Annotated in this window: 19 protein-coding genes; 15 read left to right on the forward strand and 4 right to left on the reverse strand. The window is 70.7% G+C overall.

Features of this window, described 5'->3' with window-relative positions:
* The first annotated feature begins 18 nt into the window (after window positions 1–18).
* A complete protein-coding gene (gene sucD, locus ABXJ52_RS22365; RefSeq protein ID WP_367044397.1) occupies window positions 19–903 on the forward strand; it encodes a succinate--CoA ligase subunit alpha in 885 nt (294 codons plus the stop codon).
* Between the two features lie 320 nt (window positions 904–1,223).
* Here the strand turns inward: sucD and ABXJ52_RS22370 are convergent, their stop codons facing one another.
* On the reverse strand, window positions 1,224–2,576 hold the full coding sequence (locus ABXJ52_RS22370; protein WP_367044398.1) for a helix-turn-helix domain-containing protein: 1,353 nt from the start codon (window positions 2,574–2,576) through the stop codon (window positions 1,224–1,226).
* 150 nt (window positions 2,577–2,726) lie between these two features.
* Here ABXJ52_RS22370 and ABXJ52_RS22375 point away from each other — a divergent pair, with 150 nt between their 5' ends.
* Window positions 2,727–4,427 carry a DUF6350 family protein gene (locus ABXJ52_RS22375; RefSeq protein WP_367044400.1) on the forward strand — a complete coding sequence of 567 codons (1,701 nt, stop codon included), beginning with the start codon at window positions 2,727–2,729 and terminating at the stop codon, window positions 4,425–4,427.
* A 524-nt stretch (window positions 4,428–4,951) separates the two neighbouring features.
* Here ABXJ52_RS22375 and ABXJ52_RS22380 read toward each other — a convergent pair.
* Window positions 4,952–5,806: a hypothetical protein gene (locus ABXJ52_RS22380; protein WP_367044402.1), complete on the reverse strand. Its 855-nt coding sequence runs from the start codon at window positions 5,804–5,806 to the stop codon at window positions 4,952–4,954.
* A gap of 320 nt (window positions 5,807–6,126) precedes the next feature.
* Between ABXJ52_RS22380 and purN the strand changes: the two genes are divergently transcribed.
* Entirely contained in the window at window positions 6,127–6,756 is a 630-nt protein-coding gene (purN, locus tag ABXJ52_RS22385) for a phosphoribosylglycinamide formyltransferase (RefSeq protein WP_367044403.1), read from the forward strand.
* On the forward strand, window positions 6,753–8,321 hold the full coding sequence (gene purH, locus ABXJ52_RS22390; RefSeq protein WP_367044405.1) for a bifunctional phosphoribosylaminoimidazolecarboxamide formyltransferase/IMP cyclohydrolase: 1,569 nt from the start codon (window positions 6,753–6,755) through the stop codon (window positions 8,319–8,321). The genes purN and purH overlap by 4 nt, the downstream gene beginning before the upstream one ends.
* Before the next feature lie 72 nt (window positions 8,322–8,393).
* Here the strand turns inward: purH and ABXJ52_RS22395 are convergent, their stop codons facing one another.
* Entirely contained in the window at window positions 8,394–9,020 is a 627-nt protein-coding gene (locus ABXJ52_RS22395; protein ID WP_367044406.1) for a hypothetical protein, read from the reverse strand.
* 266 nt (window positions 9,021–9,286) lie between these two features.
* Between ABXJ52_RS22395 and ABXJ52_RS22400 the strand changes: the two genes are divergently transcribed.
* From ABXJ52_RS22400 to ABXJ52_RS22425, 6 genes are all read left to right on the forward strand, one after another.
* Entirely contained in the window at window positions 9,287–10,153 is an 867-nt protein-coding gene (locus ABXJ52_RS22400) for a bifunctional methylenetetrahydrofolate dehydrogenase/methenyltetrahydrofolate cyclohydrolase (RefSeq protein WP_367044407.1), read from the forward strand.
* 19 nt (window positions 10,154–10,172) lie between these two features.
* A complete protein-coding gene (locus ABXJ52_RS22405) occupies window positions 10,173–10,700 on the forward strand; it encodes a DUF3017 domain-containing protein (RefSeq protein ID WP_367044408.1) in 528 nt (175 codons plus the stop codon).
* Window positions 10,701–11,145: 445 nt separating this feature from the next.
* Window positions 11,146–12,363 carry an XRE family transcriptional regulator gene (locus tag ABXJ52_RS22410; RefSeq protein WP_367044409.1) on the forward strand — a complete coding sequence of 406 codons (1,218 nt, stop codon included), beginning with the start codon at window positions 11,146–11,148 and terminating at the stop codon, window positions 12,361–12,363.
* Window positions 12,364–12,851: 488 nt separating this feature from the next.
* A complete protein-coding gene (locus tag ABXJ52_RS22415) occupies window positions 12,852–13,841 on the forward strand; it encodes a malate dehydrogenase (protein WP_367044410.1) in 990 nt (329 codons plus the stop codon).
* A 152-nt stretch (window positions 13,842–13,993) separates the two neighbouring features.
* Complete coding sequence (locus tag ABXJ52_RS22420; RefSeq protein ID WP_367044411.1) at window positions 13,994–14,242, forward strand: helix-turn-helix transcriptional regulator; 249 nt, start codon at window positions 13,994–13,996, stop codon at window positions 14,240–14,242.
* Window positions 14,239–14,784: a hypothetical protein gene (locus tag ABXJ52_RS22425; RefSeq protein ID WP_367044412.1), complete on the forward strand. Its 546-nt coding sequence runs from the start codon at window positions 14,239–14,241 to the stop codon at window positions 14,782–14,784. The genes ABXJ52_RS22420 and ABXJ52_RS22425 overlap by 4 nt, the downstream gene beginning before the upstream one ends.
* A gap of 51 nt (window positions 14,785–14,835) precedes the next feature.
* On the opposite strand, the gene ABXJ52_RS22430 is transcribed toward ABXJ52_RS22425, so the two are convergent.
* The gene (locus ABXJ52_RS22430; protein ID WP_367044413.1) at window positions 14,836–15,618 is read right to left on the reverse strand and encodes a hypothetical protein; all 783 of its coding nucleotides are present in this window, start codon (window positions 15,616–15,618) and stop codon (window positions 14,836–14,838) included.
* Between the two features lie 174 nt (window positions 15,619–15,792).
* Between ABXJ52_RS22430 and ABXJ52_RS22435 the strand changes: the two genes are divergently transcribed.
* From ABXJ52_RS22435 to ABXJ52_RS22455, 5 genes are all read left to right on the forward strand, one after another.
* Window positions 15,793–17,313, forward strand: coding sequence for an aldehyde dehydrogenase family protein (locus tag ABXJ52_RS22435; RefSeq protein ID WP_367049184.1), 1,521 nt, complete (start codon window positions 15,793–15,795; stop codon window positions 17,311–17,313).
* A 138-nt stretch (window positions 17,314–17,451) separates the two neighbouring features.
* On the forward strand, window positions 17,452–18,996 hold the full coding sequence (locus ABXJ52_RS22440; RefSeq protein WP_367044414.1) for a GMC oxidoreductase: 1,545 nt from the start codon (window positions 17,452–17,454) through the stop codon (window positions 18,994–18,996).
* Window positions 18,993–20,126 carry a glycine betaine/L-proline ABC transporter ATP-binding protein gene (locus ABXJ52_RS22445; protein WP_367044415.1) on the forward strand — a complete coding sequence of 378 codons (1,134 nt, stop codon included), beginning with the start codon at window positions 18,993–18,995 and terminating at the stop codon, window positions 20,124–20,126. Before ABXJ52_RS22440 ends, ABXJ52_RS22445 begins: the two co-directional genes overlap by 4 nt.
* Complete coding sequence (locus ABXJ52_RS22450) at window positions 20,126–22,102, forward strand: ABC transporter permease subunit (protein WP_367044416.1); 1,977 nt, start codon at window positions 20,126–20,128, stop codon at window positions 22,100–22,102. The genes ABXJ52_RS22445 and ABXJ52_RS22450 overlap by 1 nt, the downstream gene beginning before the upstream one ends.
* A gap of 31 nt (window positions 22,103–22,133) precedes the next feature.
* Window positions 22,134–23,084, forward strand: a complete 951-nt coding sequence (locus tag ABXJ52_RS22455; protein ID WP_367044417.1) for an ABC transporter substrate-binding protein — start codon at window positions 22,134–22,136, stop codon at window positions 23,082–23,084.
* The last annotated feature ends 18 nt before the right edge of the window (window positions 23,085–23,102 follow it).

Consider the following 23,102-nt stretch of genomic DNA (forward strand, 5'->3'; position numbering starts at 1 on the left):
AGAGGTTAAGACACCACCATGGCTATCTTCCTCAACAAGGACAGCAAGGTCATCGTCCAGGGCATGACCGGTGCCACGGGCATGAAGCACACCAAGCTCATGCTGGGTGACGGCACGAACATCGTCGGCGGCGTGAACCCGCGCAAGGCGGGCACGAAGGTCGACTTCGACGGCACCGAGGTACCGGTCTTCGGCTCGGTCAAGGAGGCCATGGAGGCCACGGGCGCCGACGTGTCCGTCCTCTTCGTGCCGCCGGCCTTCTCCAAGGCCGCCGTCGTCGAGGCGATCGACGCCGAGATCCCCCTCGCGGTCGTCATCACCGAGGGCATCGCCGTCCACGACTCCGCCGCCTTCTGGGCGTACGCGAAGTCGAAGGGCAACAAGACCCGCATCATCGGCCCGAACTGCCCCGGTCTCATCACCCCGGGCCAGTCGAACGCCGGCATCATCCCGGGCGACATCACGAAGCCGGGCCGCATCGGCCTGGTCTCGAAGTCCGGCACGCTGACGTACCAGATGATGTACGAGCTGCGTGACATCGGCTTCTCGTCGGCCGTCGGCATCGGTGGCGACCCGGTCATCGGTACGACGCACATCGACGCCCTCGAGGCGTTCGAGGCCGACCCCGACACCGACCTGATCGTCATGATCGGCGAGATCGGCGGCGACGCCGAGGAGCGTGCGGCGGACTACATCAAGGCCAACGTGACGAAGCCGGTCGTCGGCTACGTCGCCGGCTTCACCGCGCCCGAGGGCAAGACCATGGGCCACGCCGGTGCCATCGTCTCCGGCTCCTCCGGTACGGCTGCCGCCAAGAAGGAGGCCCTTGAGGCCGCGGGCGTCAAGGTCGGCAAGACGCCGACCGAGACGGCCAAGCTGGCGCGCGCGATTCTGGCCGGCTGAAGCTTGGCCTGAGCTTTGCAGGTGGGCCCGCATCTCACTCACGTGAGGTGCGGGCCCACCTTTTTTGTCTGCGGGCCGTCCGGGGCTGGTCGCGCAGTTCCCCGCGCCCCTAAAAGACTGCGCAGTTCCCCGCGCCCCTGAAGACTGCGCAGTTCCCCGCGCCCCTGAAGACTGCGCCGTTCCCCGCGCCCCTAAAAGACTGCGCAGTTCCCCGCGCCCCTAAAGACTGCGCCGTTCCCCGCGCCCCTTAAAGACTGCGCCGTTCCCCGTGCCCCTAAAGGCTGCGCAGTTCCCCGCGCCCTAGAGACTGCGTGAAAGCCCTACCTCGCCTGCGGTGTCAGTCTCTCCGGGCCGCTCGACAAGTCCTCGCGCAGCTTCTTGTGGAGGATCTGGTCCGCGTACGTCAGGTGGCCTGGGCCCATCCGGGGCGGTACTCCGCTGATGGCCTTGCCGGGGGTCTGCGGCGGCTCGTAGTGCGAGGGTGCCGACCTCAGGGTGAGGGCCGTCGCGCCGACGATCAGGGCGGTGAAGGCGATCGCCGCGCGGGTCCAGAACCGGGCGCGGTGCTCGCTTCCTGTGCGGACCCGGCCCGCGTTGGGGGGCGCCAGCTTCTCCGCGTTGCACAGTTTGCCGAGGCGCTGGTGCAGGGCGTCGGGCGTCGCGGCGAGTTCGGGGAGCTTCTCGGTGATCGTCTCGCGCGCGTTGAGGAGGCGGTTGGCCGCCGCGGGCGTGCTCGCCTCCGTCTCGGCCGCGGTCTCGGGCAGGTCGAGCCCGACGCCGTCGTAGAGCAGGAGGGTGCGGCGCTGCGCGGGCGGCAGGCTCATCAGCACCTTGAGGAACGCGCGGTCGGCCGCCTCGGCGGGCGGGGCGTCCGGTTGCCGGTGGGTGGGGCGCAGGCGGTGCCAGGGGGACATCGCGTACTCGTACGCCGCCGCGCGGACCCAGCCCGCCGGGTCGCGGTCGACGGCGACCTCGGGCCAGCGCTGCCAGGCGAGCTGGAAGGCGCGCTCCACGGATTCCTGGGCGAGGGTGCGGCGGCCGGTGAGGAGGTAGGTCTGGCGTACGAGGCCGGGGGCGCAGGTCCCACACAGCGTGTCGAAGGCTTCGGCGGGGGTCGCCACCGCGGCGGCCCTCGACGGCTGGGCCGTCGGATCGGACTTCGCCGAGGACGTCGGCGCGGAACTTGGTTCGGACCCCCGTGCGGGCACGGGCTCCGGCTTCCCCGCGGCCTGAGCGGCGGGCGTCGCACGCGCGACCGGCTCCGGCAGGGTGTGGCCGTTCATCGCCGCGCCGATCGGGATGCGCTCGGGGGCCTTGCCGCCCTTCGTGTCGACGGCCGAATCCGGGTCCTTGGCCCAGCTGGGGCGCTGCCGGGGGCTCTGCGCGGTGTGCTGTGCCGAGCGTTGTGCGGAGTGCTGCGCGGTGTGCTGTGCGGAGGCCGCCGGGCTGCGCTTGCCCGCGACGGCGTGCTCGTTCGCGATCTCGGCGAGCAGCTTCGTATAGATGTCTCGCTTACGGCCGCGTGGCGTCGATCGGCCCGCCTCCCAGGAGCGGACCGTTTCGCGGGTGACGCCGACCTTCGCGGCGATCTCGGCCTGGCTCAGGCGCTTCGCCTCGCGCAGACGCCGGCGTTCCTTCGGGGACGGCAACGGTGTGGCAGGGCTCTGGGTCATGTCGGACTCTCCGCGCCGTGGGCCGTGGGCCTCCGTGCGGCGGGCAGCAGGGCGCGGCCGGTCCGCCGTACGAAAAAGTACATAAACGTATATTGAGCGACACATCCGGTATTCGCCTGTTACGGGGAGAAAGCGCGTGTCGTTGGCAGCATGGCCGGTGTGACTCAAATCACCGACCGCAGCTCACTGTTGCCGCCCCTCAAGCAGCTGACCGAAAGGGTCCGCGATCGCTCACCCGGACTGGGGACATGCCTGTTCGGAGGCGCCGTCGCGGCCGGGCTCGGCCTGGGCGCGTGTGCCGTCCTGGTGATGGTCCTCTGGATCAGTTCCCCCTACCCGGACAGCGGTCCCGACGGGGCGCTGCATGTCGCCGCCGCGGTCTGGCTGCTCGCCCACGGCACGGAGCTGATCAGGACGGACACGCTCTCCGGGGCCCCGGCGCCGGTCGGCGTCTCGCCGTTGCTCCTCATGGCGCTGCCGGGCTGGCTCGCGCACCGGGCGGCGCGGGACGCGGCGGATCCGGAGGGGCACGGGATGGCTCCGCGGACCGCGTGGTGCGGGGTGGTCGGCGGCTATCTGCTGGTCGGCGCCGCCGCGACGCTCTACGCGGCCGGGGGCGCTCTGCGGCCGTCGTGGCCGAGCGCGGTCGTGCACCTGCCGGTGGTCGTGGCGGGCGCGGCGGCGGTGGGGGTGTGGACGGCGCTGGGGCGGCCCCGGAAGCCGCTGCCCGGCGTGGTGCGGGGTGGTCTGCACGCGCTGCCCACGGGGGTACGTCGTTTCCTCGTACGCCGACACGTCCGCGCCGTCACGCGGGCGGGGGCGGCCGGGGCGGTGGTGCTCGTCGGCGGGGGAGCGCTTCTGGTCGCGGCGTCCCTCGCGCTGCACGGTGGCCTGGCGAGGGCGTCGTTCGCGCAGGTCACGGACGTGTGGTCGGGGCGCGTCGCGGTGCTGTTGCTCGCCATGGCGCTGGTGCCGAACGCGGCGGTGTGGGGCGCGGCGTACGGCCTCGGGCCCGGCTTCGCGCTCGGCACAGGGGGTGTGGCGGGGCCGCTGGGGGTGAGCGCGGGGCCGATGCTGCCGGCGTTCCCGTTGCTCGCGGCGGTGCCGGCGGAGGGAGCCGGAACGCCGTTGACGTGGGCGGTGGGTGCGGTGCCGTTGGCGGCGGGGGTCGCGGTCGGGTGGTTCACGGCGCGGGCGGCTGTGCCGGTGCGCGGGGAGCGGGGCGAGGCGTGGTCGGCGGGGCGGACGGCGCTGGTCGCCGTGGCGGCGGCGGGGCTGTGCGGGGTGGCGCTTGCGGGGCTCGCGGAGCTGGCGGGAGGCCCGATGGGGGTGGCCGCCCTGGCCGACTTCGGTCCTGTGTGGTGGCAGGCGGGGGCGGCGGCGCTGGGGTGGGCGGCGGTGGTGGGGGTGCCGGTCGCTGTGACGGTGCGGGTATGGCGCTTGCGGACGCGGAAGGCTGCGCCGCGGGAGGCTTCGCCGCAGGAGGCTCCGCCGCGGGGGGTTCCGCCGCAGGAGGCTCCGCCGGAGGGGGCCGCATCGCGGTGGGCCGTGCTGCGGTGGGCCGTGCTGCGCTGGGCGGTGCCGCGCTGGACGTGGCCGCGGTTGCCGAAGCCTCGGCTCCCTCAGCTGCAACTGAGGGCTCCTCGTCTGCGGCTCCCTCGGATTCCGCGCCGCCGCCAGAAGCCGGAGCCGTCGGGTGCGGGGCCGACGCCGGAGCCTTTCGTGCCGTACGACTTCCTGCCGCAGGGGCCTGCGGCCGGCGTGACGGACTGGCACAGCGACGCGTCCCGCGAGGCCCGCTGGGCGGCCCTCCGAGACGCCACCACGGAGGAGCGGCCGCCGGGGGCGTAGGGGGCGTACCCGCGGTCCAGCGGAACCCCTGCGGGGTGAGCAGCCCCGGGCTACATGGGCGCCCGGCAGCTCCGGGCCCCGCCCCAAAGCCCGTCGCTCCGCGACGGATCTTCCCCACCCGCCCACCCGTTACCCCGCGGTGGCGGGTAAGCCGCCGCTTCGCGGCGAATGCTCCCACCCACCCACCCGATTGCCCTGCGGCGCCGTCCGGGGCGAGGGGTGGGACGGATCTCCGTGCAGTGGATTGGGTGGCGGGGGAGTCGACACCGCGGGGCATTCGGGTGGGTGGGCGGGGAGTATCCGCCGCGAAGCGGCGGCCTACGGCCCCCGGCGCCCTCGGCCGAGGGGAGAACAGCAGTGCCAGCCCCGGCCACATGATCCCCCGGGCCGCCCCGCGGCCAGGTGAGCCCATGAAGGCCCGGCCAAGGTCACATCAGGCCCTCAGCCCAGCCCGGCACCCCGCCAGGCGCCACCCCCCGGGGGGTGGCAGGGTCCTCGCCCAGCCCAAGGCCCCCCGGCCAGAATCAGTCGCGCTCCCCCAGCAGGGGGCGCAACTGCTCGGGCAGGAGGTCGTTGCACTCCTGCTTCGACTGGCTCGTGAGCGCATCGCTCACGCACGTGTAGTAGTCGCGGTACACCAGCTGCGCCGCGAACGTCGCCGCCACCATCGCCAGCGCCAGCGACGCCGTCACCAGCCCGCTGATCGCCGCCGTCCGCTGCGGCTTCATGACCGCGGGGTCGGCCGCCGACTGCTTGGCGGTCAGCGCCGTCGGAGCCGCCGGAGCTGTCGGAGCCGTCGGGTCCGGCGTCTTCGGCTTCGACCGCAGCGAGCTGATGCCCCAGTTCAGCGCGAGCGCGCCCAGGAGCAGAGCCACGTACCGCCAGCCGAAGAGTGCGAAGAAGAAGGCCCACATCCCGGACAGCAGGGCGTACCGAGCGCGGCGCTGGGCCGGGTCGGTCGGGTCCCAGCGCATGCCGGAGCCGGGGCCGGAGGAGCCGTCGGGCCCCTGGCCGCCGCCCTCCTTGCCGGGGCGCTCGCCGAAGCCGCCGCCCTGGGAGCGGCCGGGCTGCCGGTCGCTCCACTGGCTGCCCCAGGGGGAATGCCCCTGGCCGTCGGATTCCGGGCTGTCGCCGCCACTCCCCGGACGGGGCCGCCACGGCTGGTCCGGGGTTCCCTCCGGCGGCGGCGCGAAGGGATTGTCGTCCTTCGAGGACCCGGAGTCACCCGAGCCGCCCGCGGAATCGGACCCTCCGGAGCCCTGGGAACCCTGCGGCGGGGACGACGGGCGGCCGTCGCGCAGCAGCGTCGAGCCGCGCTCCCCTGCGTGCGTCGATCCGAACGCCGAGGACAGCGGGAGGCGGAGGCTACGGTCCGGCATCAGGTGTGCGTCTTCCCCTTGGTCGAGCGAGCTACTGGAACGAGATGGAACGAGCTACTGGAACGAGATGGAGCGAGCTGAGTGAAACGAGATGGAGCGAGCTACTGCAACGTGATGGAGCGGGCTTCAGGACGGTGTGACGTCATGTGACGTCTTGGTGCAGACGCTACCTTCCGGCCGCGCCCCCGTCCCGTGAGGGGCCGCACCGTGTGCCGGTATCGTTGCTGACGGTCGGCCGCTTCGTAGAGTTCCCCGTATCGCGGGGCGTGAAGCTTTTGTACGACCCTACAAAGACGCACCTCCCGAGAAAGGGCCCCGCTGTGGCCAAGAGCCCTGTGGCCAAGCGCCTGGTCGTGCTGGTCTCCGGATCAGGCACGAATCTGCAGGCTCTGCTCGACAAGATCGCGACGGACGGGACGGCCGGCTACGGCGCCGAGATCGTCGCGGTCGGCGCCGACCGCGACGGCATCGCGGGGCTCGAGCGCGCCGAGCAGGCCGGGATTCCCACCTTCGTATGCCGGGTGAAGGACCACGCGACCCGCGACGAGTGGGACGCGGCGCTCGCCGAGGCGACCGCCTCGTACGCGCCCGATCTTGTCGTGTCGGCCGGGTTCATGAAGATCGTGGGGAAGGAATTCCTCGCTCGGTTCGGCGGCCGGTTCGTCAACACGCACCCCGCCCTGCTGCCCAGTTTCCCGGGGGCCCACGGTGTGCGCGACGCGCTCGCGTACGGCGCGAAGGTCACGGGATGCACCGTCCACTTCGTCGACGACGGCGTCGACACCGGCCCGATCATCGCCCAGGGCGTGGTCCCGGTCGGGGATGAGGACGACGAGAGCGCTCTGCACGAGCGCATCAAGGAAGTCGAGCGAAGGCTGCTCGTCGATGTCGTGGGGCGTCTGGCCCGTAACGGCTACCGCATTGAGGGACGAAAGGTACTTATCCCGTGACCGCCGAAGGTACGCACGGTTCGCAGCGCCCCATCAAGCGCGCGCTCATCAGCGTCTATGACAAGACCGGGCTCGAGGAGCTCGCGCGCGGGCTGCACGAGGCCGGCGTCGAGCTCGTCTCGACCGGTTCGACCGCCGCGAAGATCGCCGCCACCGGGGTGCCCGTCACCAAGGTCGAGGAGCTCACCGGCTTCCCCGAGTGCCTGGACGGCCGGGTCAAGACGCTGCACCCGCGCGTGCACGCCGGGATCCTCGCCGACCTGCGCCTGGAGGACCACCAGCGCCAGCTCGCCGACCTCGGCGTCGAACCGTTCCAGCTGGTCGTCGTGAACCTCTACCCCTTCAAGGCGACCGTCGCCTCGGGCGCGACGCCCGACGAGTGCGTCGAGCAGATCGACATCGGCGGCCCCTCGATGGTCCGCGCCGCCGCCAAGAACCACCCCTCGGTGTCGGTCATCACGAGCCCCGGCCGGTACGCCGACGTGCTCGCCGCCGTCCGTGACGGCGGTTTCGACCTGACCGCGCGGGGGCGCCTCGCTGCCGAAGCGTTCCGCCACACCGCCGAGTACGACCTCGCGGTCGCCTCGTGGTTCGCGGACGACTACGCGAGCGACGGCACGGCGTTCCCCGAGTTCATCGGCAGCGCGTACGCCCGCAAGAACGTCCTGCGTTACGGCGAGAACCCGCACCAGGGCGCGGCCCTCTACGTCGACGGCAATGGCGGCCTCGCCGAGGCCGAGCAGCTGCACGGCAAGGAGATGTCGTACAACAACTACACGGACACGGACGCCGCGCGACGTGCCGCGTACGACCACGACGACCCCTGCGTCGCGATCATCAAGCACGCCAACCCCTGTGGCATCGCGATCGGTTCGAACGTCGCCGAGGCGCACCGCAAGGCGCACGCCTGCGACCCGCTCTCCGCGTTCGGCGGCGTGATCGCCGTCAACCGCCCGGTCTCCAAGGAGATGGCGGAGCAGGTCGCCGACATCTTCACCGAGGTCATCGTGGCGCCCGAGTACGAGGACGGTGCGCTCGAAGTCCTCACCAAGAAGAAGAACATCCGCGTCCTGCGCGCTCACCAGGCCCCGGCCAACACGGTGGAGGTCAAGCAGATCGACGGCGGCGCGCTGCTCCAGGTCACCGACCGCCTCCAGGCCGACGGCGACAACCCCGCCAACTGGACGCTCGCCACGGGCGATGCCCTGAACGCCGGCGAACTCGCCGAACTGGCCTTCGCCTGGAAGGCGTCGCGCGCGGTGAAGTCCAACGCGATCCTGCTCGCCAAGGACGGCGCCTCGGTCGGCGTCGGCATGGGTCAGGTCAACCGCGTCGACTCCGCGAAGCTCGCCGTGGAGCGGGCCGGCGAGGAGCGCGCACACGGTGCGTACGCCGCATCGGACGCGTTCTTCCCGTTCCCCGACGGCCTGGAGATCCTGACCGCCGCGGGCGTCAAGGCCGTGGTGCAGCCGGGCGGTTCGGTCCGTGACGAGCTGGTCGTGGAGGCCGCGAAGAAGGCGGGCGTGACGATGTACTTCACGGGTACGCGGCACTTCTTCCACTGAGCGGGTCTCGCAAACGACGGTGGCCGCACCCCTCCGTGGGGGTGCGGCCACCGTCGTGTGAACCCAACTCGCTCAGTAGCGCGGGCGGTTGAACCAGGCGGCGCCGGACGGAGCGATCATCGCAGCGGCCATGATTCCGCCGAACCCGACCCACAGCAGCGCCCAGACCAGCCCCACTGTCGAGTCGGCGCCGGCTGAACCGAGCAGGATGAGTACCCCGAACAGCGCGCCGAGGATGCCGTACACCATCGTGGTGATTCGGACGCCCTGTCCGCCCTTGGAAAACTTCACGCCGAGCGTGATCGACAGTGCAGCCAACCCGACGAAGAGCAAGGCGACGACCAGGATGATCCCGGCAGAGGTTTGCCCGAGGTCGGAGAACTCGTTGTCCCCGAAGGTGTCGGATGCGGCGTTGGACGCGTCGTTGACCGTAGCTGCACCGAAGATCGCGAAGATGCCGATGAGGATCTGCACCGCAGAGACGATGAACAGCAGCACGCGCGCCGTCATCATCAGCCCCGGCATCGACTGCGGCATCATGTTGCCGCCCGGGTAGCCGGGGTAGGCCGGCTGCTGCGGGTAGCCGTAGCCCTGCTGCGGCGGGACGCCGGGAGGGGCCTGGGGGTAGCCGTATCCGGGAGCGGCCGGGGGCTGCTGGGGCGGCTGCCCGTAAGGGTTGTTCGGGTCGCCGTAACTCATGGCGGTCTTCCTCCGTCGGGTAGTGCGGGGACGACGCGGCACATCACGGAGGAAAGTTCTACAGATGCGGTCCGTCCCCCCGACACTGCCCGCGGCACTGTGTCGCATATCGTTCTTTAGGCCAGGCTTATTTGTCCAGCCGCATTCGGTATGTGTTGTGCAAGTGCAACAGAGCTGGTCAGGTCTCGGGACACAGCTGGGACACAGCCGGCCCGCAGCGGCGACCTGATTGGTACCGGGCGGGTCTCATCCGGGAAGATGGAGTCATGACCGCCCAGATTCTCGATGGCAAGGCCACCGCAGCCGCGATCAAGTCCGAACTGACCGCCCGCGTGGCGGCCCTGAAGGAGAGGGGCTACACGCCCGGTCTCGGGACTGTCCTGGTCGGTGACGACCCGGGCAGCCAGAAGTACGTCGCCGGGAAGCACCGCGACTGCGCGCAGGTCGGTATCGCCTCCATCCAGCGCGAGTTGCCCGCCACCGCGACGCAGGAGGAGATCGAGGCCGTCGTCCGCGAGCTCAACGACGACCCGGCCTGCACCGGTTACATCGTGCAGCTCCCGCTGCCCAAGGGCATCGACGAGAACCGCGTCCTCGAACTGATGGACCCGGACAAGGACGCCGACGGCCTGCACCCGATGAACCTCGGCCGCCTCGTCCTGAACGAGCCCGCGCCGCTGCCCTGCACGCCCTACGGCATCATCCAGCTGCTCCGTCAGTACGGCGTGGAGATCAACGGCGCCGAGGTCGTGGTCGTCGGCCGCGGTGTCACCATCGGCCGCTCCATGCCGCTGCTGCTCACCCGCCGCTCGGAGAACGCGACGGTGACGCAGTGCCACACCGGTACGCGCGATCTGTCCTTCCACCTGAAGAAGGCCGACATCATCGTGGCCGCGGCGGGCGTGCCGCACCTGATCAAGCCCGAGGACGTGCAGCAGGGTGCCGCGGTCCTGGACGTCGGCGTCTCGCGCGACGAGACCGGCAAGATCGTCGGGGACGTGCACCCGGGCGTCCGCGAGGTGGCCGGGTGGATCTCGCCGAACCCCGGTGGTGTCGGCCCGATGACGCGCGCCCAGCTGCTCGTCAACGTGGTCGAGGCGGCCGAGCGCGCCGCGTCCGCCGCCGCGAGCTGAACCGGGAAAGGGTGAGCCCATGAGCGCCGAACCTGATCGAGGGGCATCGCCGGCGGACGTCACGGATGCGGACGTGGCGGACGTCACGGAGGCCGAGGCCGTGGAGGACACCGAGGCCAAGGGTGCCGTCAGCGCCCCCGGCCCCGACGGGCCGAAGAAGACCACGCGGCGCTTTCCGCTCCTGACCCGGGACACCGCGCGCCCCGAGGGCGGCGGCCGGGCCGCGCCCGGCGACGCCCCCGCGCCCGCCCGGCAGTGGCCGCTGCTCACCGTGCTCTCCACGGTGGGCCTCGGGCTGCTCCTGACGGCCTTCGACGTGTTCCGCGTCGGCACGATACTGATCGGCCTCGCGCTGATCGCGGGCGCCGTCATGCGGTGGGCGCTGCCCGGCGTCGGCATGCTGGCCGTCCGCTCACGCTTCACGGACATGGTCACGTACGGGGTGCTCGGCGTCGTCATCGTGCTGCTCGCGATGATGGCGCAGCCCAATCCGTGGCTGCAGCTCCCGTTCCTGGGCGACACGCTGCACCGGACGATCACCACCTAGCGATCACCGCCTGGCGGAGACGGCGCCCGTCCTCTCCCCCGTGGGAGGACGGGCGCCGCCGGTTTGTGGGGGGCCGTTCCAACGGGATCCAGAGTCATGCCCCCGCCAATTCCGTTCAAGGGATGCCTTGCCCCTGTGGCATGGAGGTGACCATTCCGCAGCGGTGTTTCCGGCCCGCAACAGGATGTCCCAAACCGCAACCCGGGGTTCCGCATCGTGGAGGGGGACAGCGATGGGACACTGGACGCCGGACCGCACGGAGTGCGACGGTGCACGCCGTGGGCCCGAATGCTCCCGTGCGCCCCCGGGCCGGGAACTGACATCCCGAGTTTTGGCATCCCTCTGGGTAGCCCACGACAGGAGCAGCGGGGGCTGCCTCATGGGCAGAACGGGGGGAACCACGCGCGGGGGCACGTTGGCACGTACGGGGGAATGAGGGGGAGTAATGCCTCGTTGGAAGGCACTACCGGATGAGCTGGATCCGCAGGTCAGGGAGTTCGCCAGTCAGCTGCGCAGACTCGTCGACCGCAGTGGTCTGAGCATCGCCGCGGTGTCGGACCGCACCGGGTACAGCAAGACGTCGTGGGAGCGCTATCTGAACGGGCGGCTGCTCGCTCCGAAGGGTGCGATCGTCGCGCTTGCCGAGGTGACGGGCACCAACCCCGTCCACCTCATCACCATGTGGGAACTCGCCGAGCGCGCGTGGAGCCGCTCCGAGATGCGGCACGACATGACCATGCAGGCGATCCGGATCTCCCAGGCGCGGGCCGCGCTCGGCGAACTGGGGACGACTCCGCCGAAGGGCAAGGCCAAGGGCAAGGGCCAGGGGAGCGGCGGCACGGCGCGCAACGGCGCCGCGGGCCCCCTGGCCGGTCCTGGTGTCGGTGGAGGTGCCGGTGCGGGGGTCGACTCCGCGGACCGCCCGGACTATCCGGACCGCCGGGACCGTTCCGACCGAGCCGACCGTCCCGGCCACCCCGGCGGGAGCGTCACCGGCGTCGCGGGCCCCGCGGGTGTCTCGCCCACGATGCCGCCGCGGACATCGTCGTACGGCCCCAGTGGCCCAAGTGGCCCCGGCGGCCCCGGTGGCAGTGGCGGTGGCGACCAGGGGGTAGTCCTCGGACCGCCCGGTACGTACGAGCCGGGACCCGGCGGTAACTCGCCCGACCGGCAGCGGCGGCGCAGGAAGCTCACGATGTTCCTGGCGGGCGTCGTCGGCGCGCTTGTCGTCATAGCCGCGGCCGTCTTCCTGACCGACTTCGGCAAGGACGACAAGGGCAACGAAAGCGCCAAGCCTCCGGCATCGCCCAGCACGAGCGAGAAGGACCTGCCCGCGGGCGTCGAGTGCAGCGGCAAGAGCTGCACCGGCAAGGACCCGGAGACCATGGGCTGCGGCGGCGAGTTGGCCGCCACGACGACGCGCGCGACGGTGGGCGAGGCCCTGGTCGAGGTCCGCTACAGCAAGACGTGCGGGGCGGCGTGGGCGCGCATCACCCAGGCGGCGCCGGGCGACAAGGTCACGATCTCGGGGGACGGCGCCAAGCAGAACGGCACCGTGAACGCGGACCTCGACGCCTACACGCCGATGGTGGCCGTCAAGGACGGTGCGTCGGCGGAGGCGTGCGCGACCCTCAAGGCGGGCCAGACCGGCTGCACGAAGTAAGAACAGAGAAGCAAGAACAGAGAAGCAAGAACAAAGGAGAGCACCCGGCCGGGGGGTGGCCGGGTGCAAGGGGGGAACCGACGGGAGTGGGCGGCCACCACCTCAGGGGGGGGAGCGTGGCGGCCGCCTGGGGGTGTGACCACTCCCGTGGGGGTACAGGTGCGTGTGCCCTCACTCGCCCAAGACATGCCTGTCGATTTCGCGGAAATTTCGCGAGCGCCGAACGGAGTCCGTGGCGGGCGCCCAACGCGGCCCGAGCGGGCGCCGAACCCGGCCCGAGAATCGCGGTCCTGCGGCACGCGTGGATCTTTGTGGGGTGGGCCACACCCTCCCGGGGTTCGGGGCTCGGCGGGGCGCGATAGCCTGAGCGGCGGATCTCTCTTGATGCCAAGAGATCGATCATCGAGGGCGTCGGTGGGGATCCAGCACAAGGGGACCCCGCACAAGGGGCTGGGACCCTCACCGCCAGCTGTCTTACGGAGATCGCCATGACCCGCACTCCCGTGAATGTCACCGTCACCGGCGCGGCCGGCCAGATCGGCTACGCGCTGCTCTTCCGTATCGCGTCCGGCCACCTGCTCGGCGCGGACGTGCCGGTCAATCTGCGACTGCTCGAGATCACGCCGGCCCTGAAGGCCGCCGAGGGCACCGCCATGGAGCTCGACGACTGCGCCTTCCCGCTGCTGAACTCGATCGAGATCAGCGACGACCCGAACGTCGCCTTCAACGGCACCAACGTCGCCCTCCTCGTCGGCGCCCGCCCGCGCACCAAGGGCATGGAGCGCGGTGACCTCCTGGAGGCCAACGGCGGCATCTTCAAGCCGCAGGGCAAGGCGATCAACGACAACGCCGCGGACGACATCAAGGTCCTCGTCGTGGGCAACCCGGCCAACACCAACGCGCTCATCGCGCAGGCCGCCGCCCCGGACGTACCGGCCGAGCGCTTCACCGCGATGACCCGCCTCGACCACAACCGCGCGCTGTCGCAGCTGGCGAAGAAGACCGGCTCGTCGGTCTCCGACATCAAGCGTCTGACCATCTGGGGCAACCACTCGGCCACCCAGTACCCCGACATCTTCCACGCGGAGATCGCCGGCAAGAACGCCGCGGACGTCGTGAGCGACCAGGCCTGGCTCGCCGACGAGTTCATCCCGACCGTCGCCAAGCGCGGCGCCGCGATCATCGAGGCCCGTGGCGCGTCCTCGGCCGCCTCCGCCGCCAACGCCGCCATCGACCACGTCCACACGTGGGTGAACGGCACGGCCGCCGGTGACTGGACCTCGATGGGCATCCCGTCGGACGGTTCGTACGGCGTTCCGGAGGGCCTCATCTCCTCCTTCCCCGTCACCACCAAGGACGGCAAGTACGAGATCGTCCAGGGCCTGGAGATCAACGAGTTCTCGCGCACGCGCATCGACGCGTCCGTGCAGGAGCTCACCGAGGAGCGCGAGGCGGTCCGCGGCCTCGGCCTCATCTAGTACGCCACGTACGACACGTACGACACCCCACGTCACCCCCGGCAGCCGCCTACCGGCAGCCGGGGGTGACGTGCGTCCGGCCACGCCGCCGGATGAACGTCTCCGGAAGACCTCTGTTGCGTACCTGCTCACCGATGTAGTACTTCTTATACATGAGCGAGCAAGTGCACAACAGGTTGGCGATGGTGCGCGCGGAGCGGAAAGTGTCGCGTCAGAGCCTGGCCGAGGCGGTGGGGGTTCACTACCAGACCATCGGCTACATCGAGCGCGGGCAGTACAACCCGAGCCTCGACCTGGCGCTGAAGATCGCGGTGTTCTTCGGGCTGCCGGTGGAGGCGCTGTTCTCCCTCGAGCCGTTCCGCCCGCTCACGAACGAGGTCTACGGGAGGAGTCAGGGATGACGGACCAGCAGATGGCACAGACGGGGGCGCGACCGATGACCGGGTACGACCGGCGGATGTTCGCGCTCATGAACCGGCGCGAGGGAGCGCCGATGTACGCGACCGCCGCGCGCAGGCGACTCGTGGTCGGCGCCCACATCGCGCTGACCGCGGCGGGTATCGCGACCTGGCTGCTCTCGGCCGTCGGCGACCAGCGCTGGGCGACGTGGACGATGCTCGGGCTCCTACTGCCCTGGTGTGTCGCCACCGGCGCCATCAACGCGTCCACGCGCGGCCTCCTCGAACTGCGCGAACGCGCACTCGACGAGCGGCAGCGCGCGGAGCGGGTCCGGGTGGCGGCCCGTGCCCGTCAGTTGATGCTGTGGCTGCTCCTCGCGGCCACCGTCGCCGCGGGGTTCGCGGCGCACAAGGGTTGGGACACCGAGGACCTGCTCTTCCCCGCCCTCTTCACCGTGTTCGTCGTGCACTGGCTGATGCCGCTGTGGGTCGCGGGCCTCGCGGTGCAGGACGAGCCCGCGGACTTCGACGAAGCCGGCGAGTAGCGCTCAGTACGTGTAGCCGGCAGTACGTGTAGCCCGCAGTACGTGTAGCGCTCAGTGCGCGGCCGGCCTGGCCGTCGCCTGGCCCCGCAGCTGGGACACGTCCACGGAGTCCTCCTCGGACGGCGTCTTCGTCGGGACCGGCTCGTCGTAGTCGCTGAGCTTCAGCGTCGAGTCGGTCCCTCCGCCTTTCTCCGTGGCCCTGACCAGGTACGGAGCGCCTTCCGTCGCCACATACAGCGTGGTCGTCCTGCCGTCCTCCCTGCCGGTGACGGGAATGACGGACGTGCCGTCGACCTTCGTCGTCCCGCCCTTCCTCAGGGCCGTGTTGTCGTCGGACTTGTTCTTCACCTCGTCCTGGAGTGCGTTCAGGTCGCAGACCCCGGCCATGTCCCTGAGCAGGGCGTCGTCGGTCGTGCCGTAGAGATAGCGGTCCCCGATCACCTCGGCCGCCGCCTCGCCCCGGCCGCCGGGGAGCTGGGCCTTCCAGAAGGCGAGGTCGGGCTTCATCCAGACCTTCTTGCCTTGTTTGATCAGCTCGAGGCCGCCGCCGTCGTCGGCCATGCGCAGCGAGCCGACGCAGTTGTCGTCCTGGTCCAGGGTGAGGTCCATGGAGACCGGTTCGTCGCCGTCCGTGTTCGCGCCCCTCTGCTCCAGCTCCAGGTGGACGGACTTCGCGTCGAGCAGTTCACGCTCCGCCTGGTCGGAGATCTCCTGGGCGCTCAGATCCTCCGTGTCGGCGAGGGCGACAGCCGGTGCGACCAGCAACGCGGCCGCCGTACAGGTGGCCGTGAAGGTCGCGGCGCTCCAGGCTTGCCGCTTGGATGTTCCACGCATTGCGCCACCTCCACGGGCAAAACCCACAAACCACCCTTCGAGCGTACGTTTCACCCCAGGTGCCTGCACGCGCAGTGACACAGCGCACTTTCAGTTATGTAATGCGCATGGTTTCTCCGCCTCGGGGCATGTGCACCCGGCTACCGCGCGTGACAGGCGGGGCGTATGACAGGAATGGAAGGCAAACGGGACGTGTCCGCACAACAGACCATCCACGTGGGCGGAGAGTGGCGCGACGCCCTCTCCGGCGCCACACGCGAGATCCTCGACCCGGCTGATGCCAAGCCGTTCGCACTGATCGCCGAGGGCGGCACCGACGACACCGACGCGGCCATCGCCGCCGCCCGCGAGGCCTTCGACAACGGACCGTGGCCGGCCACGCCCGTCGCCGAACGGGCCGCGCTGCTGCGCCGCGTGGCCGACCTCCTCGTACGCGACCGCGAGAAGATCGGGCTCCTGGAGAGCCGCGACGCGGGCAAGACCGTCGAGGAGGGCCGCGTCGACGTCGACTGCGTCGCCGACGCCTTCCGCTACTTCGCCGACCTGGTGATCGGCGAGGGCGCGGGCCGCGTGGTCGACGCCGGCTCCGACGACATCCACAGCGTCGTCGTGCACGAGCCCGTCGGTGTCTGCACGATGATCACCCCGTGGAACTACCCGCTCCTCCAGGCCAGCTGGAAGATCGCCCCCGCGCTCGCCGCGGGCAACACCTTCGTCATCAAGCCGAGTGAGGTCACTCCGCTGACGACGGTCGCGCTGATCGAGCTGCTCGTCGAGGCGGGCCTCCCGGCCGGCGTCGCCAACATCGTGACCGGGCCCGGCCACACCGTCGGCGCGCGCCTGTCCGACCACCCCGACGTCGACCTGGTCTCCTTCACCGGCGGCCTCGTCTCCGGCACCAAGGTCGCCCAGGCCGCCGCCCTCGGCGTCAAGAAGGTCGCCCTCGAACTCGGCGGCAAGAACCCGAACGTCGTCTTCGCCGACGCCTGCGCCACCGAAGAAGGCTTCGACACCGCCGTCGACCAGGCGCTGAACGCCGCCTTCATCCACAGCGGGCAGGTCTGCTCCGCCGGCGGCCGCCTCATCATCGAGGAGTCGGTGCGCGAGCGCTTCGTCGCCGAACTCGCCCGCCGCGCGAGCCGCATCAAGCTCGGCCGCGGCACCGAGGACGGCGTCGAGTGCGGCCCGCTCGTCTCGCAGCAGCAGCGCGAGAAGACCGAGTCGTACGTCGCCTCCGCACTGGAGGAAGGCGCGGTCCTGCGCACCGGCGGCAAGCGCCCCGAGCCCAGCGAAGTACGCCCCGCGACCGGCTACTTCTACGAGCCGACCGTCCTCGACCAGTGCCACCGCGAGATGCGCGTCGTGCGCGAAGAGGTCTTCGGCCCGGTCCTGACCGTCGAGACCTTCCGCACCGAGGACGAGGCCGTCGCGCTCGCCAACGACACCGAGTACGGCCTCGCGGGCGCCGTGTGGACCAACGACGCGGGCCTCGGCCGCCGCATGGCCCGGCGCCTGCGCCACGGGACGGTCTGGATCAACGACTTCCACCCCTACCTTCCGCAGGCGGAGTGGGGCGGCTTCGGCAAGAGCGGCGTCGGGCGCGAGCTCGGACCCGCCGGGCTCGCCGAGTACCGCGAGTCCAAGCACATCTACCAGAACCTCGCTCCGCGGCCGGTCCGCTGGTTCGCGGGCTGAGGCCCGAAGCACTCAGGCGTGCGCGGGGGCGGCAGTCCCGCCCCCGCGCACGTATCTGTATCCGCACGTCCGAGCACCCCCCGCTCTATACGCGCAAGCACCTTGGCACCACACCTCGCAGGAAGAGGAGCAGCACGCATGGCTGAGACCACTGAGTACGACTACGTCATCGTCGGTGGCGGAACCGCAGGGTCGGTGATCGCGTCCCGGCTCACCGAGGACCCGGGCGTCACCGTCGCCGTCATCGAGGGCGGCCCCAGCGACATCGACCGCGAGGACGTCCTCACGCTGCGCCGCTGGCTCGGCCTGCTCGGCGGCGACCTCGACTACGGCTACACGACCACCGAGCAGCCGCGCGGCAACTCGCACATCCTGCACAGCCGCGCCAAGGTCCTCGGCGGCTGCTCGTCGCACAACACCCTGATCTCCTTCAAGCCGCTGCCCTCCGACTGGGACGAGTGGGAAGAGGCCGGCGCGACCGGCTGGGGCGCCAAGGCGATGGACCCCTTCTTCGGCAAGCTGCGCAACAACATCGTGCGCGTCGCCAAGAAGGACCAGAACCAGATCGCCACCGACTGGGTCGAGGCGACGAAGAGCGCGCTCGGCGTCCCCGAGGTCGTCGGCTTCAACGACAAGCCCTTCGACGAGGGCGTCGGCTTCTTCGACCTGTCGTACCACCCGGAGAACAACAAGCGCTCCTCCGCGTCCGTCGCCTACCTCCACCCCCACATGGAGGCCGGCGACCGCCCGAACCTCCATCTGTTCCTGGAGACCTGGGCCACCAGGCTGGAGCTGGCGGGCAAGACCGCGCGCGGCGTCCACATCCGTACGAAGGACGGCGCCGAACAGCTGCTCACCGCCCGCCGCGAGGTCCTGGTCTGCGCGGGCGCCGTCGACACGCCCCGGCTGCTCATGCACTCCGGCATCGGCCCGGCGAAGGACCTCGAAGCCCTCGGCATCCCGGTCGTGCACGACCTGCCGGGCGTCGGCGAGAACCTCCTGGACCACCCCGAGTCGGTCATCGTCTGGGAGACCAACGGGCCGCTGCCCGGCAACTCCGCGATGGACTCCGACGCGGGCCTCTTCGTGAAGCGGGACCCGGAGCACAAGGGCCCCGACCTGATGTTCCACTTCTACCAGATTCCGTTCACGGACAACCCGGAGCGCCTGGGCTACGAACGCCCGGAGCACGGCGTGTCGATGACGCCGAACATCCCCAAGTCCCGTGCGCGCGGCCGCGTCTACCTGACGTCGGCCGACCCCGAGGTGAAGCCCGCCCTCGACTTCAAGTACTTCGAGTACGACGAGAACGGCGTCGACTACGACGGTCAGACCCTCGTCGACGGCATCAAGCTGGCCCGTAAGGTCGCGCAGGCCGAGCCCTTCGCCAAGTGGCTCAAGCGCGAGGTCTTCCCCGGTCCCGATGTCACCGACGACGCCGAGATCAGCGAACTCGTGCGCAAGGCCGCGCACACCGTCTACCACCCGGCGGGAACCTGCCGCATGGGTGCCACCACCGACGAACTCGCCGTGGTGGACCCGGAGTTGAAGATCCGGGGACTCGAAGGAATCCGTATCGCGGACGCATCCGTCTTCCCGACGATGCCCGCCGTGAACCCGATGATCGGAGTGCTCATGGTCGGGGAGAAGTGTGCCGAGATGCTGGGTGGTGACGGCCGATGAGCGAGGCCTTGGTGAAAACAACGGAAGACACGACACCGCAGTCCGCGGACGGACCCGTCTTCGCCGTCGAGAACCTCTGGAAGGTCTTCGGCCCGAAGGCGGACCGAATACCGGGCGACACGTCCGTCCATGACCTCACCCCCGCCGAACTGCGCGAGCAGACCGGCTGCACCGCCGCCGTGCGCGATGTGTCCTTCGAGGTCAAGAAGGGCGAGGTCTTCGTCGTCATGGGCCTCTCGGGCTCCGGCAAGTCGACGCTCGTACGCTGCCTCACCCGGCTCATCGAGCCGACGTCGGGGTCCATCGCGATCGACGGCGAGGACGTACTCGGCATGGACAAGGCGCGCCTTCGCGAACTGCGCAGGCACCGCGCCGCCATGGTCTTCCAGCACTTCGGCCTCCTCCCGCACCGCACCGTCCTCGACAACGTCGCGTACGGCCTGGAGATCCAGGGCGTCGGCAAGGCCGAGCGCCGCGCCAAGGCACTCGAAGTCGTCGCCAAGGTCGGCCTCGAAGGCCTTGAGCAGCGCAAGCCCGGACAGCTCTCCGGCGGCCAGCAGCAGCGCGTCGGCCTGGCCCGCGCCCTCGCCGTCGACCCCGAGGTCCTGCTCTTCGACGAGCCGTTCAGCGCCCTCGACCCGCTCATCCGCCGCGACATGCAGGAAGAAGTCATCCGCCTGCACCGCGAGGAGGGCCGCACGATGGTCTTCATCACCCACGACCTCAGCGAGGCCCTGCGCCTGGGCGACCGCATCGCGCTGATGCGCGACGGCCGCATCGTGCAGCTCGGCACGCCCGAGGAGATCGTCGGCTCCCCGGCCGACGACTACGTACGCGACTTCGTACGGGACGTGGCGCGCGCCGACGTGATGAGCGTGCGCACCGCCATGCGTCCCGCCGACGCCGACGAGCAGGACCGCGGCCCGGCGCTCGCGCCGGACGCCAAGGTCGCCGACGCCATCGAGGCCGTCGCCAAGTCCGGCTTCCCGGTGCGTGTGATGGACGGCCCGCGCTGCCTGGGCGTCGTCGACCACGAGGCGCTGCTCGGCGTCGTCGCGGGCGTGGCTCCCGTGACGCCGGCGCAGAAGCCCGACAAGGGGCGCTCCGATACCGGCGAGGTGGTCGCCTGATGGCCACCGCCACCGCTTCGACTCCCGTACGCGACTCGGGAATCGGCGCGCTCCTGCGCCACCGTGCCGTCGGCAAGCTGCTGTTGCTCGCGGTCGCCGCGGCGATCCTCATCCCCATCGTCAACGCCAAGTGGGCGTCCGGCGCCTGGCCCGGCGCGCTCACCGTCGACCTGACGGAGCCGCTCGGCAAGACCACTGACTGGATCATCGACAACCGCGACAGCCACCCGCTGTTCGTCTACGTCCTCGGCAACATCTCCAACGGCATCGTGCTCTCCATCCGCGGCGTCTACCTGGTGCTGCTCGCGGCCGGCTGGGCCGGAGTGACCGTGGGCGCAGCCCTCGTCGCCTGGCGGGTCGCGGGCGTGCGGCTCGCGGTCCTCGCCGCTGCCTCGTTCGGCCTGTGCGGACTGCTCGGCATGTGGGTGCCGACGATGCAGACGCTGTCCCTGATGATCGTGGCCGTACTCGTCTCCGTCGTCCTCGGCATGCTGCTCGGCCTCGCCGGCGGTCTCAACGACCGGGTCTTCCGCATCCTGCGGCCGGTCCTCGACACCATGCAGGTGCTCCCGGCCTTCTCGTATCTGCTGCCCGTCGCCCTGGTCTTCGGCATCGGCGTGCCCGCCGCGGTCATCGCGACCGTCGTGTACGCGGCTCCGCCGATGGCCCGGCTCACCGCGCTCGGCCTGCGCGGCGCCGACGGCGGCGTGATGGAGGCGGTGACGTCGCTCGGCACCACCGCACGTCAGCGTCTGCTCTCCGCGCGCCTCCCGCTGGCCCGCAAGGAACTCCTTCTCGGCCTCAACCAGACGATCATGATGGCGCTCGGCATGGCCGTCATCGCGTCGATGATCGGCGGCGCCGGTCTCGGTGACCGCGTCTACCAGGCCCTCGGCTCGGTGGACGTCGGAGCCGCGCTCGCGGCCGGCATCCCGATCGTGCTGCTTGCCGTGGTCCTGGACCGCGTGACGGGCGCCGCGGGGGAGCGGCTCGGCGCCAACGCCCAGGACGACTCGCCGCTGCGGGGCGGAGGCGGCTGGGCCGTGGCGGCGGCGGCCACCGTCGTGGCCGCGCTCGCCGCGCGCTTCGCGGACCGCCTGGAGTGGCCCGAGAGCTGGATCGTGAACATCGCCGAGCCGGTGAACACCGCCAAGGAGTGGATGGTCGACCACATCTACACCGGTGTGCCCGTCGTCGGCGGCACAGCCGACTGGGCCGCGCGCTTCACCACCTGGGTCCTCGACCCGATCCGTGACGGTCTGCAGGGCATGCCCTGGTGGTCGGTGCTCCTCGTCATCGCGGCTCTCGCCTGGCTGATCGGCACCTGGCAGACCGCGCTGACCGCGGTCCTCGCCATGGCGGCGACCGGCGTACTGGGCGTGTGGAAGCCTTCGTTGGACACGCTCGCGCAGGTCCTTGCGGCCGTCGCCGTCACCGTGGTCCTGGGCTTCGCGATCGGCGTCGCCGCGGCGCGCAGTCCACGGCTGGAGAAGATCCTGCGGCCCGTGCTCGACGTCTTCCAGACGATGCCGCAGTTCGTGTACCTGATCCCGGTCGTGGCCCTCTTCGGCATCGGCCGCGCCCCCGCGGTCGCCGCGGCCATCGTGTACGCGCTGCCCGCCGTCATCCGCATCACCACGCAGGGGCTGCGCCAGGTCGACGCCGCCGCCATGGAGTCGTCCCACTCCCTCGGCGCCACCAGCTGGCAGCAACTGCGCCAGGTCCAGCTCCCGCTGGCCCGCCCGGCGCTCCTGCTCGCCGTCAACCAGGCGGTCGTCCTGATCCTCGCCGTCGTCGTCATCGGCGGTCTGGTGGGCGGTGGCGCACTCGGTTACGAAGCGGTGTTCGGCCTCGCGCAGGGCGACCTGGCCACGGGCCTCGTGGCCGGAACGGCGATCGTGTGCCTCGGGCTCATGCTCGACCGGGTCACGCAGCCGACGACACGCCGGGAACGCGGCACGAAGAAGGGTGCGTGACATGCGAGTACGTACGCGTGTGATGCGTGTGATGCGTGTGACGAGTGCGGCGACGGCGGGCTGTGCCCTCCTCGCCCTCTCGGGCTGCGCCTCCGACATGACCAAGCAGGCGTCCCCGTACGCCAACGCCGAGGGCGCCAAGACCGTGACGCTGTCCGTCCAGTCCTGGGTCGGCGCGCAGGCGGACGTGGCCGTCGCCGAGTACCTGCTCAAGCACGAGCTCGGCTACCGGGTCGACAAGGTCCAGATCGACGAGGTCCCCGCCTGGGACGCGCTCAGCCAGGGCCGTGTCGACGCGATCATGGAGGACTGGGGCCACCCGGACCAGGAGCAGCGCTACATCAAGGACAAGAAGACGATCGTCCCCGGCGGCGATGTGGGGGTCACCGGGCACATCGGGTGGTACGTCCCGACGTACTTCGCGAAGAAGCACCCGGACGTCACCGACTGGAAGAACCTCAACAAGTACGCGAAGGACTTCCGCACCTCCGAGAGCGGCAGCAAGGGCCAGCTCATGGACGGCTCCCCGTCGTACGTCACGAACGACAAGGCCCTGGTGAAGAACCTCGGTCTGGACTACGAGGTCGTCTTCGCGGGTTCCGAGGCGGCGCAGATCACGCAGATCGAGCAGTTCGCCAAGCAGAAGAAGCCGTTCCTGTCGTACTGGTACAAGCCGCAGTGGCTGTTCGAGAAGGTGCCGATGACGGAGGTGAAGCTGCCCGAGTACAAGGAGGGCTGCGACGCCGACCCCGCCAAGATCAAGTGCGCCTACCCGCACACGCCCCTGCAGAAGTACTTCAACGCCGACTTCGCCAAGAAGGGCGGCGACGCGGCGGAGTTCCTGAAGAACTTCAAGTGGTCGGAGGAGGACCAGAACGAGGTCTCGCTGATGATCGCGGACAAGAAGATGGCGCCGGAGGACGCGGCGAAGGCTTGGGTCGCCGACCATGAGTCGAAGTGGCGGGGCTGGCTGCCCGAGTAACCACCAGGCACCGGTGCC

It is taken from the genome of Streptomyces sp. Je 1-332, assembly GCF_040730185.1.
Taxonomy (GTDB): Bacteria; Actinomycetota; Actinomycetes; order Streptomycetales; family Streptomycetaceae; genus Streptomyces.